This window comes from Pseudomonas putida, from assembly GCF_050989985.1.
Classification (GTDB): Bacteria; Pseudomonadota; Gammaproteobacteria; order Pseudomonadales; family Pseudomonadaceae; genus Aquipseudomonas; species Aquipseudomonas putida_AI.
The window spans coordinates 375,106-390,431 of sequence record NZ_CP158815.1; the positions used below are offsets into that span (position 1 = coordinate 375,106).

General features: G+C 60.8%; 13 protein-coding genes. 8 read left to right on the forward strand and 5 right to left on the reverse strand.

Annotation, left to right across the window (positions count from 1 at the left end; all coding sequences use genetic code 11):
- The first annotated feature begins 118 nt into the window (after positions 1 to 118).
- Entirely contained in the window at positions 119 to 568 is a 450-nt protein-coding gene (locus ABTV29_RS01830) for a c-type cytochrome (RefSeq protein ID WP_433768591.1), read from the forward strand.
- A 128-nt stretch (positions 569 to 696) separates the two neighbouring features.
- Here ABTV29_RS01830 and ABTV29_RS01835 read toward each other — a convergent pair whose 3' ends face one another.
- From ABTV29_RS01835 to ABTV29_RS01850, 4 genes are all read right to left on the reverse strand, one after another.
- Positions 697 to 1,092, reverse strand: a complete 396-nt coding sequence (locus ABTV29_RS01835) for a DUF1090 domain-containing protein (protein WP_433768593.1) — start codon at positions 1,090 to 1,092, stop codon at positions 697 to 699.
- Positions 1,093 to 1,147: 55 nt separating this feature from the next.
- Positions 1,148 to 2,872, reverse strand: a complete 1,725-nt coding sequence (ligB, locus tag ABTV29_RS01840) for an NAD-dependent DNA ligase LigB (RefSeq protein ID WP_433768595.1) — start codon at positions 2,870 to 2,872, stop codon at positions 1,148 to 1,150.
- 250 nt (positions 2,873 to 3,122) lie between these two features.
- Positions 3,123 to 4,313 (reverse strand): methionine adenosyltransferase, encoded by a 1,191-nt coding sequence (metK, locus tag ABTV29_RS01845; RefSeq protein ID WP_433768597.1) that lies wholly within the window; start codon positions 4,311 to 4,313, stop codon positions 3,123 to 3,125.
- Between the two features lie 18 nt (positions 4,314 to 4,331).
- On the reverse strand, positions 4,332 to 5,327 hold the full coding sequence (locus tag ABTV29_RS01850; protein ID WP_433768599.1) for an ArsR/SmtB family transcription factor: 996 nt from the start codon (positions 5,325 to 5,327) through the stop codon (positions 4,332 to 4,334).
- Between the two features lie 272 nt (positions 5,328 to 5,599).
- Here ABTV29_RS01850 and tkt point away from each other — a divergent pair, with 272 nt between their 5' ends.
- The 6 genes from tkt to fba all read left to right on the forward strand — a co-directional run bounded on the left by tkt (position 5,600) and on the right by fba (position 11,985).
- Entirely contained in the window at positions 5,600 to 7,597 is a 1,998-nt protein-coding gene (gene tkt / locus ABTV29_RS01855) for a transketolase (protein ID WP_433768600.1), read from the forward strand.
- 189 nt (positions 7,598 to 7,786) lie between these two features.
- Positions 7,787 to 8,842, forward strand: coding sequence for an erythrose-4-phosphate dehydrogenase (gene epd, locus ABTV29_RS01860; protein WP_433768602.1), 1,056 nt, complete (start codon positions 7,787 to 7,789; stop codon positions 8,840 to 8,842).
- A gap of 25 nt (positions 8,843 to 8,867) precedes the next feature.
- Positions 8,868 to 10,031 carry a phosphoglycerate kinase gene (locus ABTV29_RS01865; protein WP_433768604.1) on the forward strand — a complete coding sequence of 388 codons (1,164 nt, stop codon included), beginning with the start codon at positions 8,868 to 8,870 and terminating at the stop codon, positions 10,029 to 10,031.
- A gap of 34 nt (positions 10,032 to 10,065) precedes the next feature.
- A complete protein-coding gene (locus ABTV29_RS01870) occupies positions 10,066 to 10,287 on the forward strand; it encodes a hypothetical protein (RefSeq protein ID WP_433768606.1) in 222 nt (73 codons plus the stop codon).
- A gap of 56 nt (positions 10,288 to 10,343) precedes the next feature.
- The gene (locus tag ABTV29_RS01875; RefSeq protein WP_433768608.1) at positions 10,344 to 10,676 is read left to right on the forward strand and encodes an MliC family protein; all 333 of its coding nucleotides are present in this window, start codon (positions 10,344 to 10,346) and stop codon (positions 10,674 to 10,676) included.
- 244 nt (positions 10,677 to 10,920) lie between these two features.
- Positions 10,921 to 11,985, forward strand: coding sequence for a class II fructose-bisphosphate aldolase (gene fba / locus ABTV29_RS01880; protein ID WP_007975467.1), 1,065 nt, complete (start codon positions 10,921 to 10,923; stop codon positions 11,983 to 11,985).
- 183 nt (positions 11,986 to 12,168) lie between these two features.
- Here the strand turns inward: fba and ABTV29_RS01885 are convergent, their stop codons facing one another.
- Positions 12,169 to 12,837 carry a polysaccharide lyase family 7 protein gene (locus ABTV29_RS01885; protein WP_433768610.1) on the reverse strand — a complete coding sequence of 223 codons (669 nt, stop codon included), beginning with the start codon at positions 12,835 to 12,837 and terminating at the stop codon, positions 12,169 to 12,171.
- Positions 12,838 to 13,161: 324 nt separating this feature from the next.
- Between ABTV29_RS01885 and ABTV29_RS01890 the strand changes: the two genes are divergently transcribed.
- Entirely contained in the window at positions 13,162 to 15,285 is a 2,124-nt protein-coding gene (locus ABTV29_RS01890) for a putative bifunctional diguanylate cyclase/phosphodiesterase (RefSeq protein ID WP_433768612.1), read from the forward strand.
- Positions 15,286 to 15,326 lie beyond the last annotated feature (41 nt).

Genomic DNA, 15,326 nt, shown 5'->3' on the forward strand with positions numbered 1-15,326 from the left:
CTTTGCCGGTTGCCTGGGTGCTCCATGCGCTCAGGCAATCCGTATTAATGTTAGGGCTATTGGTGTTTGCCGAGGACGCGAGGATACTGGCCGCCGTTTCCCGTGACCTGAAGCCACCATGACTCTTAAAAGACTTTCTGTTGTATTGCTGGCCTGCCTGACGTTGTCCGCGTGCGGCGGGGTCGACCCCAATTCGCCGCTCGGCCAACGCAAGGCCATTTTCAAGCAAATGCTCAAGACGGGCGAAGACCTGGGTGGCATGTTGCGTGGCCGTATTCCGTTTGACGGCCCCAAGTTCGCCGAAGGCGCGGTGAAGCTCGACGGCCTGTCCCATGAACCCTGGAAACATTTCCCGCAGGTGCGCGAGGAAGACCACACCAGTGCGAAAAGCGATGTATGGGAACAGCAGGCACGCTTCCAGGCAATGGCCCGCGACCTTGAAAGCGCCACCGGTGAATTGGTGATCGCCAGCCGGATCCAGCCCTACAAGGCCAGCAATCTGGGGCCGGCGGTGCAGAAGGTCGAGGATGCTTGCAGTGCGTGTCATAAACGGTTTCGGGATCATTGATTGGCAGTGCCTGTCTTGACGCCATCGCGAGCAGGCTCGCTCCCACAGGGTATGCGGTTGACTGTAGGAGCGAGCCTGCTCGCGATGGCTGATTCGGCAACACCAACGATCCGTGTTCCTATGTGTACTTACTTATCCAGCTCGTCGACCGCTTCCTGCAATTCCTTGCGGGACTCGGCGAGTTTGTCCTTGCGCTTGTTGATCTTCTCCGGATCGCCTTTTTTCATGGCCTTGTCCAGGTCGGCCTGACGCCGGCTGACTTCGTGCTTGGCCTCGAGCACCTTGTTTTCCCGTTCTTTCTTCAGCGAAGCGTCGGTGCAATTGGCGGTGACTTCGCTCAGGGCTTTTTCCAGGCCGGCCTGCTGATCGGCGTTGCCGTGGGACTTGGCCAGTTCGATCTGATTGATGATGCCTTGCTTCTTGGCGGCACAGCCCGTCAGCCCCGGCGCTTCTTCGTCGGCCATCAACGGGGTGGCCAGTACGCTGCAAAGGGTCAACAGGGCGAGCGGTGAAAGAAATTTCATAAAAGCTCCATGTGAAAAAGGCATTCGGTTCGCTGCGGCGATGGCTTGTTTGAACTCATTGGTGAGGGTGGGTTCCCAAGCCTGAAAGCATGGTCGGTTGCTGGAAGCCGTCAATCCCGGCCTCTCTTAATGTTTCACTCAAGGCCAGGACCTGCGGGTCGCGGAAAAATGCGCTCAATTGCGCGGCGCGTCCCGGACCGATCCCGGCTTGCGCCTGCCATTGTCCGATGTCTCGTTGCGCCAGGGCCTGCCATGAATCCGCAAGGCGTGCCTGACCTGTCGGGGGCATGCCCAATGCCTTGAGCCAACGGGTGAAAGGGCGCTGGCGGGCATTGTCGAAACTGGTCGAAAGGCGCGCGGCACTGCGCGCGCCCAAGCCGTCAATGTTAGCAAGCTCTTGGGTATCGAGGGTCAACCAATCCAGCAGACCGTTCAGGCGGCCTGCCTGGAGCAGTTTTTCCCAGGTGCCTGGGCCGACATGGTGCAGCGCCAGCCCCTGTTTGCCACTGAGCCAGGTCAGGCGTGCGAGAAACTGGCTTTCGCATCCCTGTGTCGGCTGCCAGCAACTCAATGGGTGAAAATCCGTGGCTCGGGGCACGTTCATTTCAGCGCGCTCGGTGCTGCGCAGCACCACGCTGTCGAGTCTGGGAATGGTCAGGCCGGCCAGGCTGATGGCGACCTGATCCCCCGGTCGTATGTCCAGCGCCTGCCAGCGCTGCAGGGAGCTTACGCTGACGCGTTTGATTTGCCGGTCATCCAGCATCACCGGCATCAGTTCCAGCACTGGGGTGATCCGCCCGGTGCGGCCAACCCTGAAGTGAACCTTGCGCACTTCGGCCAGTGCCTGGGCGTAGGGATATTTCCATGCAACGCTCCAATAAGAAGGTTTGGCTTGCCAGCGCTCAGCCGGCGGGCGTTGTGCCTGGCGCAGGACGATCCCGTCGCTGGCAAATGGCAGGGGTGAGCGATACCAGTGATCGCGCCAACGCTGCGCATCGACCAGCGTGCTGACCGGTTGGCTGAACACGGTGGTGTCGGGAAAACCCAGTTCCTTAAGTATTGCGGTGCGTTCTGGCAAGCTCGCCGGGCCCTGTGGCCAATCCCAGGCAAACAGGCCTATCGCGCTGGCCTGATCTGCACTCAATGTCTTTCGAGCCATCAGGCCAGCGACAGTGGCGCGGGCATTGAGGCTGCCGGCCCGGGCCTGAACATGCTCGGTCAGGCGCCAGTAGAGCTCACCTTGCACCAGTAGATCCTGTGGTTGTGTCAGTTGCTGAGGAACGGCAGCAATCTGGCGTACCGAAGCCGTCCAGTCCTGGCCCTGCGATCCGTCGCCGCGACTGATCGCCTGGGCCAGCAGACCCTTGTGGTAAATCAGGGTCACGGCAACACCGTCAACCTTGGGCTGCGCCCAGACGTCCTTGCGATGGCGCAGCCACTGTTCGACGGCCTTCTCATCGTGCAGCTTGTCCAGGCCGGTATGGGCGACAGGATGAACAACCGTGCCGCGCGCCGTACGCAACGGATCAGCGGCTGCCCCGATATTGAAGCATTGTCGCCACTGGGCAAGGCGCGCGCGGGACTGGTCGTAGAGTACGTCGGCGACCAGGGACTTTCCTTCGCGGTGATAGCTGTCGTCCCAGAGATCGATCTGATTTTGCAGGGCGGTGAGTTCGGTCGCGGCGCGTTCGGGTGGCCAGTCGGGGCATTGGGTGGCGTTGGCGCTCAGGCAGGAAAGGGACAGCAGGCAGGTGAGAAACAGGCGCGGGGAGAGGGGCATCGCGAGCGTCCTTGCTCAGTGGGGAGCTTGAAGGCTAGGTCAGTTTGGAGGGCGCGAAGAAAGGGTGTTTTGCGGAATATTTTTGTTGGCTTGTAGTGCCTCATCGCGAGCAGGCTCGCTCCCACAATGGAATGCGGTCGACTGTGGGAGCGAGCCTGCTCGCGATGGCGGCGACGCGGTGCAAAGCCAAAAGCAAAAAAAGCCCCGCACGGCAAAACCGTGCGGGGCTTTTGGTACTGCGAGGGAAGTCTTACAGGCCGGCAGCAGAACGCAGGGCGTCGGCGCGGTCGGTTTTTTCCCAGGTGAAGGTGGTGAAGGTATCGTCACCGACAGTCTTGGTGCCCGGGATGCGACCGAAGTGGCCGTATGCCGCGGTTTCCTGATACATCGGGTGCAGCAGGTCGAGCATTTTGGTGATTGCGTATGGACGCAGGTCGAACACTTCGCGGACCAGTTTGATGATCTTGTCATCGCTGATCTTGCCGGTGCCGAAGGTGTTCAGCGAGATCGAAGTCGGCTGGGCCACACCGATGGCGTAGGACACCTGAATCTCGCAGCGCTCGGCCAGGCCGGCGGCAACGATGTTCTTGGCCACGTAACGACCGGCGTAGGCCGCCGAACGGTCAACCTTCGATGGATCCTTGCCGGAGAACGCGCCGCCGCCGTGACGGGCCATGCCGCCGTAGCTGTCGACGATGATCTTGCGACCGGTCAGGCCGCAGTCGCCCACCGGGCCGCCGATAATGAACTGGCCGGTCGGGTTGATGTGGAACTGGGTGTCCTTGGACAGCAGTTCGGCAGGCAGTACGTGCTTGACGATCAGCTCCATCACGCCTTCGCGCAGGTCGCTGTAGGACACTTCCGGGTTGTGCTGGGTCGACAGAACAACAGCGTCGATACCGACAACCTTGCCGTTTTCGTAACGGCAGGTCACTTGCGACTTGGCGTCCGGACGCAGCCACGGCAGCAGGCCGGATTTACGGGCTTCGGCCTGACGCTGCACCAGCTGGTGCGAGAAGGTGATCGGTGCCGGCATCAGCACGTCGGTTTCGTTGCTGGCGTAGCCGAACATCAGGCCCTGGTCGCCGGCGCCCTGATCTTCAGGCTTGGCACGGTCGACACCCTGGTTGATGTCAGGGGATTGCTTGCCGATGATGTTCATCACGCCGCAGGTCGCACCGTCGAAGCCGACGTTGGAGCTGGTGTAGCCGATGTCGGTGATCACGTCACGAACGATCTGTTCCAGGTCGACCCAGGCCGAAGTGGTGACTTCGCCGGCGATGATCGCCACGCCCGTTTTCACCAGCGTCTCGCAGGCCACGCGGGCGAACTTGTCTTCAGCGATGATTGCGTCCAGCACCGCGTCGGAAATCTGGTCGGCGATTTTGTCCGGATGCCCTTCGGACACGGACTCGGAGGTGAAAAGGGAGTATTCGCTCATCTCGATGTTTTCCTGAAATTACCGATGGTGAGTGTCGCCAGCCGGCCGCTGAAAGTGGCGGACCTGAATCTGGAAACCATTACGTAAGCCTACATAGAGGCTTTCCCCGGGAACGAGTCCCGCAGCGGTGGCCCAACGGGCCAGATCGTCCTGTTCAAACCCCAGCCAGAGATCACCGCAGGCCTCCTTGGCCCAACTCTGGTTGTGGCTGCATAACTCTGTCACTAACAGGCTACCGCCTGGTTGCAGCAAGTTGGCCATGTGCTTGAGCGCATCGGCCGGCGCGGCGAAGTGGTGCAGCACCATGTTCAGCACCACGCAATCGGCCTTGAGGCTCACGCCGTTCAAGGCATCGGCCAATTGCAGGGTGACGTTTTCCAGCGCCTGGCGTTCGCACACTTGGCGCGCCAGTTCGAGCATCGCCTGGCTGTTGTCCAGCGCCGTGACCTGGGTGAAGCGGCGCGCCAGTTCCGGCAGGAAGGCACCGTCTCCGGGGCCGACTTCGATGGCGGTCGCGCCTTCGCTGAAACTCAGCTTTTCGAGCAGGGCCACCACGCTGTCGCGGTATTGCGGCAGGCCGGCGATCAGGTCTTGCTGGGCGCGAAACTTCTCTGCAACCCGTGCGAAAAAATCCTGACTGGCCGCTGCCCGTTGCCCATGGACCTGAGCGATCCGCGACTGGACATCGGCAGGCAGCATCAGCTCATCCACTTCTTCCAGCAGGGCCGCGTGCAACTTGCCACCCGGCAGATCAGTGTGGGGCAGGGCGCGACGGTAAAAAATCGCGTTGCCTTCACGGCGGGTCGCCACAAGGTCGGCCTGGGCCAGTACCTTGAGGTGATGACTCATGCCCGACTGGCCGATGCCGAAGATCTGCGCCAGTTCCAGCACGCCAAACGAATCGTTGGCCAGTGCGCGCAAGACATTCAGGCGCAGCGGATCGCCGCCGGCCTTGCAGAGGGCCGCCAGCTCATCGCAATCGTCATGGCGAATGGAAGGCACACGTAGGTTCATAAGGCCGGCAGTCTAGTCACGCACTGGTAGCACCGCAAGCGCAATATCAAAAAGTTTTGATATTGCTCGATAGATGGCACTTCCAGGCGTTAGCTTCAGTCAACAAACGGAAGGCGGAAAGGTTTCACCCACCGAAACCGCCGTTATCGATTGGAAAAACGCCTCCAGATGACTATCTGTCATTGCCCCGAGGCGGCTCGGTGAGGGAAAATGCTCGCCTTTTTTCCGTTTCGTTTTATTCACTCTCGATTCAGACCCGCAGGAGAACAGCGATGCCTAGCCGTCGTGAGCGCGCCAACGCCATTCGTGCCCTCAGCATGGATGCCGTGCAAAAAGCCAACAGCGGCCATCCCGGTGCCCCTATGGGTATGGCGGATATCGCCGAGGTGCTGTGGCGCGACTACCTCAAGCACAACCCGAGCAATCCATCGTTCGCCGACCGTGACCGCTTCGTGCTGTCCAACGGCCACGGCTCGATGCTGATCTACTCGCTGCTGCACCTGACCGGCTATGACGTCACCATTGATGACCTCAAGAGCTTCCGCCAGCTGCACAGCCGCACCCCGGGTCACCCGGAATTCGGCTACACCCCGGGCGTTGAAACCACCACTGGCCCGCTGGGTCAGGGTCTGGCCAACGCCGTGGGTTTTGCCCTGGCGGAAAAAGTCCTGGCGGCGCAGTTCAACCGCCCGGGCCACAACATCGTCGACCACCACACCTACGTGTTCCTGGGTGATGGCTGCATGATGGAAGGCATTTCCCACGAAGTCGCTTCCCTGGCCGGTACCCTGGGCCTGGGCAAGCTGATCGCCTTCTACGATGACAACGGCATCTCCATCGACGGCGAAGTCGAAGGCTGGTTCACCGATGACACGCCGAAGCGTTTCGAGTCCTACAACTGGCAAGTGATCCGCAATGTCGACGGTCACGACCCGGAAGAAATCAAGACCGCGATCGAGACCGCCCGCAAGAGCGAGCTGCCGACCCTGATCTGCTGCAAGACCACCATCGGTTTCGGTTCGCCGAACAAGCAAGGCAAGGAAGACTGCCACGGCGCCCCGCTGGGTGACGCGGAAATCGCCCTGACTCGTGCTGCGCTGAAGTGGAACCACGGTCCATTCGAAGTCCCGGCCGACATCTATGCCGAGTGGGATGCCAAGGAAGCCGGTCGCGCCGTCGAAGCCGAGTGGGACCAGCGTTTCGCGGCCTACTCCGCAGCCTTCCCGACCGAAGCCAACGAGCTGATTCGTCGCCTGAGCGGCGAACTGCCGGCTGACTTCAGCGAAAAGGCCGATGCCTACATCGCCGAAGTGGCTGCCAAGGGCGAAACCATCGCCAGCCGCAAAGCCAGCCAGAACGCCCTGAACGCGTTCGGCCCGCTGCTGCCTGAATTCCTCGGCGGTTCGGCTGACCTGGCCGGCTCCAACCTGACCCTGTGGAAAGGTTGCAAAGGCGTCAGCGCTGAAGATGCCAGCGGCAACTACATGTACTACGGCGTGCGCGAGTTCGGCATGACCGCCATCATGAACGGTGTTGCCCTGCACGGCGGCCTGGTGCCTTACGGCGCGACCTTCCTGATGTTCATGGAATACGCCCGCAATGCCGTGCGCATGTCGGCGCTGATGAAGCAGCGTGTGATCCACGTCTACACCCACGACTCCATCGGTCTGGGCGAAGACGGCCCGACTCACCAGCCGATCGAGCAGCTGACTGCCCTGCGCAGCACCCCGAACCTCGACACCTGGCGTCCAGCCGATGCCGTTGAATCGGCGGTGAGCTGGAAGCACGCGCTGGAGCGCAAGGATGGTCCTTCGGCCCTGATCTTCTCGCGTCAGAACCTTGCGCACCAAACCCGTGATGCCGGCCAGATTGCCGATATCAACCGTGGTGGCTACGTGCTCAAGGACTGCGCAGGCGAGCCTGAGCTGATCCTGATCGCGACCGGTTCGGAAGTCGGCCTGGCCGTTCAGGCCTTCGACAAACTGACCGAGCAGGGCCGCAAGGTGCGTGTGGTTTCCATGCCTTGCACCAGCGTGTTCGATGCCCAGGACGCCGGCTACAAGCAATCGGTCCTGCCGCTGCAGGTCAGCGCCCGTATCGCCATCGAAGCTGCCCACGCCGACTACTGGTACAAGTACGTTGGCCTGGAAGGTCGCGTGATCGGCATGACCACCTACGGCGAGTCGGCGCCTGCGTCGGCCTTGTTCGAAGAGTTCGGCTTCACCCTGGAAAACATCCTGGGTCAGGCTGAAGAGCTGCTGGAAGACTGAAACACAGCGCGGCGGTTTCAGGACTGCCGCGAACCCCTGTAGGAGCGAGCCTGCTCGCGATGGTCGTTAACGATAACGCTGGCTGTCTGGATAAACGCGTTGTCCTGAAGTCCATCGCGAGCAAGCTCGCTCCTACAAGGGTTGTGTTGTTAACGAGAATTCGTTTGCCTGCGTCTATCGAGAACCCCCATGCCTCAACCGCGTCCCTACAAAGTTGCACTCAACGGCTACGGCCGCATTGGTCGTTGCGTCTTGCGTGCGTTGTTCGAGCGAGGCGACAAGGCCGGGTTCGAGATTGTCGCGATCAACGATCTGGCCGACATGGCCAGCATCGAATACCTGACACGCTTCGACTCCACCCACGGGCGCTTTCCCGGTGAGGTGAAGGTCGACGGCGACTGTCTGCATATTAATGGCGACTGCGTGAAGGTCCTGCGCAGTGCCACCCCTGAAGGCATCGATTGGGCGTCCCTGGGCGTCGATCTGGTGCTGGAATGCTCCGGTGCCTATCACACCCGCGAAGACGGCCAGCGTTTCCTCGACGCCGGTGCGCCACGGGTGCTGTTTTCCCAGCCGATGGCCAGCGAGTCGGATGTCGACGCCACCATCGTCTACGGCGTGAACCAGGAGTGCCTGACCGGCGATGAGTTGCTGGTATCCAACGCCTCCTGCACCACCAACTGCGGCGTGCCGCTGTTGCGCCTGCTGGACCAGGCCATTGGCCTTGAGTACGTGTCGATCACCACGATTCACTCGGCGATGAACGATCAGCCGGTAATCGACGCCTATCACCACGAAGATCTGCGCCGTACCCGCTCGGCGTTTCAGTCGGTGATCCCGGTGTCCACCGGTCTGGCGCGAGGTATCGAACGCCTGCTACCGGAACTTGCCGGGCGAATTCAGGCCAAAGCCGTACGTGTGCCGACGGTGAACGTGTCCTGCCTCGATATCACGATGCAGACGGTGAGTGATACCGACGCCACCGAGGTCAACCGGATCCTGCGCGAGGCTGCCACCAGCGGCCCGCTCAAAGGTCTCCTGGCCTACACCGAGCTGCCGCACGCAAGCTGCGATTTTAACCACGACCCACATTCGGCGATCGTCGATGCCAGTCAGACCCGTGTTTCCGGCCCCCGGCTGGTGAACATCCTGGCCTGGTTCGACAACGAATGGGGTTTTGCCAACCGAATGCTGGACGTTGCAGAGCATTATCTGCAAACAGCGAATCCAACATCTGCTCTCTAAATCAGTAACCCAGGAAATGCGACCCATGACCGTGTTGAAGATGTCCGACCTCGATCTGCAAGGTAAGCGCGTACTGATCCGCGAAGACCTCAACGTCCCAGTCAAGGACGGTGTTGTCACCAGCGATGCGCGAATCCTGGCTTCGCTGCCGACCATCAAGCTGGCCTTGGAAAAAGGTGCGGCAGTGATGGTTTGCTCGCACCTTGGCCGTCCAACCGAAGGCGAGTTCTCCGCCGAGAACAGCCTCAAGCCAGTCGCCGACTACCTGAGCCGCGCCCTGGGCCGCGAAGTGCCGCTGGTCGCCGACTACCTGGGTGGTGTCGAGGTCAAGGCCGGCGACATCGTGCTGTTCGAAAACGTGCGCTTCAACAAGGGCGAGAAAAAGAACGCCGATGACCTGGCCCAGCAATACGCCGCCCTGTGCGACGTGTTCGTGATGGACGCCTTCGGCACGGCACATCGCGCCGAGGGTTCGACGCATGGTGTAGCCAAGTTCGCCAAAGTCGCCGCCGCAGGCCCTCTGCTGGCAGCCGAGCTGGACGCACTGGGCAAGGCCCTGGGCAACCCGGCCAAGCCAATGGCCGCCATCGTTGCCGGTTCCAAGGTCTCGACCAAACTCGACGTGCTGAACAGCCTGAGCCAGATCTGCGACCAGCTGATCGTCGGCGGCGGCATCGCCAACACCTTCCTGGCGGCTGCCGGTCACCCGGTCGGCAAATCCCTGTACGAGCCAGACCTGCTGGACACCGCCCGTGCCATCGCCGCCAAGGTCAGCGTGCCGCTGCCGGTGGACGTGGTGGTTGCCAAGGAATTCGCGGAAAGCGCCGAAGCCACAGTGAAACTGATCGCCGACGTTGCGGCCGACGACATGATTTTGGATATCGGCCCGCAAACTGCGGCCAATTTCGCCGAACTGCTGAAATCGTCGAAAACCATCCTGTGGAACGGCCCGGTGGGCGTGTTCGAATTCGACCAGTTCGGTAACGGCACCAAAGTGCTGGCCCAGGCCATTGCGGACAGCGCGGCGTTCTCCATCGCTGGCGGCGGCGACACCCTGGCGGCCATCGACAAGTATGGCGTTGCCGAGCAAATCTCCTACATTTCTACCGGTGGCGGCGCGTTCCTCGAATTCGTCGAAGGCAAGGTGCTGCCAGCCGTCGAAGTCCTGGAAAGCCGGGCCAAGGCCTGAAGGTCTCCCGTTTGACCAGGCAGGGAGTGTTTACATGGTCAAGACGTTTGCGCTGTTGATCGTCGCGGGTTCATTGGCGGCTTGCGGGAGTAACCCGAAAGCCCCCGAGGTGCCCGAGACGCGTGCACAGGACAAGGGCTGCTACCAGGCCGACTGGCAGGCGGAAACCAATCCGGTGCTCAACAAGCGTTCCGGGCCTGACGGCCTGGACAAATACGAGACACAGACTCCCGCCAAGGAACATGGCTGTCCTTGACGGGTCTGACTCTTTACTCAGGGCCGGCGGCGTGCGCTGCCGGTCGAGGGACACGGATGAAAGGATTGATCGCCGTTACGGCGCTGGCACTGCTGGCCGGGTGCGCCAACTTGAACCCGTTCCAGTCGTCCGCCCCGGCAGACAACTGGACCACCTGGACCTGCGACAGCCAGGCCAAAGTGGTTTGGCGCTTCACCGATGACAGCCGCAAGGAAGTCGAGGTACGCCTCGGTGGTGCCGATCAGGTCTACCGCCTGAAGCAGGAACCGGGTGCGTCGGGCTCGCTGTACAGCGACAACATGCTGGCGTTTCACATGAAAGGTGAGGAAGGCCTGGTTTACTGGGTCGCCACCAATGATTTGATTGGCCGCGGTTGTAAGGCGCAATAAACGCAAGGCGCTGCACCTGTAGGAGCGAGCATGCTCGCGATGGTCGTTAACGATAACGCGGGCTACCTGAATGCCCATGTTGTCCGGGCCACCATCGCGAGCGTGCTCGCTCCTACAGGGGGGGGCGCGAGTAACACCGAATCCGCAGTCCGGGCTCAACCCCCGATCTGCAATAACTTGAATAGCCGCCGCCGCTCCGGCAGGCTGGCACGATTAACGACTTCAACCGGGAGAGACCCTAACAATGGCACTTATCAGCATGCGCCAGATGCTGGACCACGCAGCCGAGTTCGGCTACGGCGTTCCAGCCTTCAACGTCAACAACCTTGAGCAGATGCGCGCCATCATGGAAGCCGCTGACAAGACTGACTCCCCGGTGATCGTCCAGGCCTCGGCCGGTGCTCGCAAATACGCCGGCGCCCCGTTCCTGCGTCACCTGATCCTGGCGGCAATCGAAGAATTCCCGCATATCCCGGTGTGCATGCACCAGGACCACGGCACCAGCCCTGACGTCTGCCAGCGTTCCATTCAACTGGGCTTCAGCTCGGTGATGATGGACGGCTCCCTGGGCGAAGACGGCAAGACCCCGACCGACTACGACTACAACGTCCGTGTTACCCAGCAAACCGTGGCCATGGCTCACGCCTGTGGCGTATCGGTAGAAGGCGAGCTGGGCTGCCTGGGTTCGCTGGAAACCGGCATGGCCGGTGAAGAAGACGGCATCGGCGCCGAAGGCGTTCTGGACCACAGCCAGATGCTGACCGACCCTGAGGAAGCGGCTGACTTCGTCAAGCGCACCCAGGTCGACGCGCTGGCCATCGCCATCGGCACCAGCCACGGCGCCTACAAGTTCACCAAGCCACCTACCGGCGACGTGCTGGCGATCGACCGCATCAAGGAAATCCACAAGCGCATTCCGAACACTCACCTGGTGATGCACGGTTCGTCTTCGGTTCCGCAAGAGTGGCTGGCAATCATCAACCAGTACGGCGGCGACATCAAAGAGACCTACGGCGTACCGGTTGAAGAAATCGTCGAAGGCATCAAGCACGGCGTGCGCAAGGTCAACATCGACACCGACCTGCGCCTGGCATCCACCGGCGCCATGCGTCGCCTGATGGCCACCAACCCGAGCGAGTTCGACCCGCGTAAATTCTTCGGCGCCACCGTGACCGCCATGCGCGACGTGTGCATCGCACGTTACGAAGCATTCGGCACCGCCGGCAACGCCTCGAAAATCAAGCCGATCTCCCTGGAAGGCATGTACCAGCGTTACTTGAAAGGTGAGTTGAACGCCAAGGTCAACTAAGCCTTCAGCGTTCTGGCTACACAAAAAACCCGCAGAAATGCGGGTTTTTTTATGGGCGATGGATTCGTAGTCACCGCATTCACTGTAGGAGCGAGCCTGCTCGCGATCAGGCCATGTCAGTCGACAAAGGTGTTGAATGACAGAACGCTATCGCGAGCAGGCTCACTCCTACAGGTTTTACAGCTATTTATTGTGATCAATATCCAGCTTGCTGAACGTCACCTTCCCGCCCTCGCTGGTGTACCCGGTGTTGTCCTGCACATACACCCCGGCCTTGAAATACAGCGGTTTGTCGCGCCATGTCGCACTGATGTTGGTGTCCCATTGATAGCCTGCGGCGCTGATACCCAGGGCGCCTCCCGGGCTCAGGTGGATGAGATAGGAAAACTCCCGGTCCAGTTTCACGCCGGTGGCAATAATGATCACGCGGCCTTCAGCGTCATCGGGATGCATGCGTACCTTGGCGACGATGTTGCCGGTCTCGGTCTTGGTTTTGTACTGGTACTCGACCTTCACTAATGGCTTTTGGCTTTCATAGGCATGAATCTGGCCTATGACGATCTTGCCCGAGCTGGGAACCTGATTCACCGTGAGGGTGGCCCGCAAGGTGTTGTCGGCGTCCGGGTAGTACCAGTTTTTCAGGGTGCCGTTACTGTAGGTTTCCCGAAGTTCGGTGCGCGGATAGATGGCGTTCTCAGTGCGAGAACCCGTTACCGGAGCCCAGAAAAACAGGGTGCCGGTGTCGGAATGGAAATATTGATTCTTGTAGCCGTTGACCAGCTTGGAGGTTTCAACGGTGTACGGCGGGCTGCCGACTGGGACGCTGAGGTTCCAGGATGCGAGGTCGATCATTTGGAGAAGCTTCCACGATTTTTTGCGGCACAGGCGTACCAGAAGCTCTAGCACGCGCCTTTGAGGGCGGCCTTTATAAGCGTAGAAGACTTTTTTGTTAATGCTGGCATTGACAAAACTATGGCGTCAAACAACTGTTAAAAGGCCATCTCTCACGGTTTTACTGGCTTTCAGGCATGACCGTTAGTCGGTAAATTAATACCTTGGTAAATGATGGCGCACTGACAGCTTCAGCTTTTTTGGATCCACGTCTAGAGTGAAGCCTTAGTATCTGTCCGGTTTTCACGAGAAACCGGCCTGTCGTCCCGAACAAAGAGAAGCAGCATGGAATGCGCGCAACCCCCGCCAATTGACGGCAACTCAACGTTACTGATCGTCGACGATTACCCTGAAAACCTGATCAGCATGCGCGCGTTGTTGCAGCGCCAGGACTGGCAGGTCATCACCGCTGCCTCGGGTTTCGAAGCGCTCAGTCTGTTGCTCGAACACGATATCGACCTGGTTCTGCTGGATGTGCAGATGCCGGGCATGGATGGTTTTGAAGTGGCGCGCCTGATGCGCGGCAGCCAGCGTACCCGCCTGACACCGATCATTTTCCTGACCGCCAACGAGCAGTCCCAGGACGCGGTGATCAAAGGCTATGCCAGCGGTGCCGTGGATTATCTGTTCAAGCCGTTCGACCCGCAGATTCTCAAGCCCAAGGTGCAGGCGTTGCTGGAACACCAGCGCAATCGCCGGGCCTTGCAGCGCCTGAGTCATGATCTGGAGGTCGCTCGCGCCTTCAATGCCTCGGTACTCGACAATGCTGCCGAAGGCATCCTGGTGGTGAACGAGGATGGCCTGATTCGCTTTGCCAACCCGGCGATGTCGCGCCTGCTCAATGCCACGGTGCAGGAGCTGCAGGGCAAGGAGTTCCTCGATTTCATGCAAAAGCCGCACATCCCGGTGTGGGCGGAATCGGATCTGCTGAACGGTTACAAGCGCGGCGAGACCTATCGCCTGCACGATGCATTGCTGCGTACCGCACGGGGGCAGCAGGTTCCCGTAGCCCTGTCCTGCGCGCCGCTACCGGCGGAGCAGCGTGCGATGGTGGTGACGGTGCTGGATATGTCGGTGGTGCGTCACCTGCATCAGCAACTCGAATTCCAGGCGGTCACCGACCCGCTGACCGGCCTGCTCAATCGACGCGGTTTCTACCAGACCGTGGAAAACCTGCTGCTGCGCAGTGAGCACACCGACAGTGCTTGGGTGTTGATGTACCTGGACCTCGACGGCTTCAAGCGGGTCAATGATTCCCTCGGTCACGACGCCGGCGATCGCGTACTGCGTTGGGTGTCCGAGCAATTGAAGGCCTGCCTGCGGCCATTCGACATTCTGGCGCGCATGGGCGGTGATGAGTTCACGGCGCTGCTCGACCTGGAGTTCCCCGAGCAAGCGTCGAGAATCGCCGAGAAGCTGATCGAGCGGGTCTCAATCTGTCAGCAGATCGACGGCCTGGATATCGCCCTGGGGGTGAGCATCGGCATTGCCACCTACCCCGATTGCGGGGCCAATCTGGATGGGTTGTTGCGGGCATCCGACATCGCCATGTACGAAGCCAAGCGCGCCGGTCGGCAGCAATACCGCTTCTACGATCACGAAATGAACGGCCGCGCCCGCTCCCGGCTGATGCTCGAAGAAAGCGTGCGCACCGCCATCGAGAATCGTGATTTCAATCTGGTCTATCAGCCGCAGGTGGCCATTGCCGACGGGCGGATTCGTGGCTTCGAAGCCTTGTTGCGCTGGCAGCACCCGAGTGTCGGCGATGTGCCGCCGGGGCTGTTTCTGCCCTTGCTGGAGGAGGCGCGGTTGATCAGCCGCCTGGGCAGCTGGATTTATCAGCGCGGTGCCGGGCAGCGCAAGGCCTGGGAAACCCTGTTTGCCGAGGACCTGGTGCTGGGTGTCAGCTTGAGCAGCACGCAGTTCTCCATGCCCAATCTGGTCACCGAATTGCGCCAAGTGCTGGAGCGCCACGGCCTGCAACCCCGTCACCTGGAAGTCGAGGTGACCGAGGAGGCCTTGATGCGCCACCCGGAGGAGACCCGCAAACAGCTGCGATTGCTGCGCAACCTGGGGGTCAGGGTGGCGCTGGATGATTTCGGTTCCGGGCCGTGCTCGCTGGCACATTTGCGCGATCTCGAACTGGACACGCTCAAGCTCGACCGTCATCTGATCGCGCGGTTGCCGGAGTCCTCGCGGGACGCGGCACTGGTGTGCAATGTCATCGAGTTGTGCAGGCAGTACGGCATGCTGGTGATCGCCGAAGGCGTGGAAACCCTGGCGCAATACGAGTGGCTGCAAGCCAATGGTTGCGAGTATGTGCAGGGTTTTCTGGTGGCACGGCCGCTGATGGCCGAAGAAGCCGATCGCTTTGTCCAGCCTTTCGACTGGAGCGCGTTGAGCCGTTGAATTCGCTACACTGGCGACCTTTTCGTCATGTGTGTTGCTTG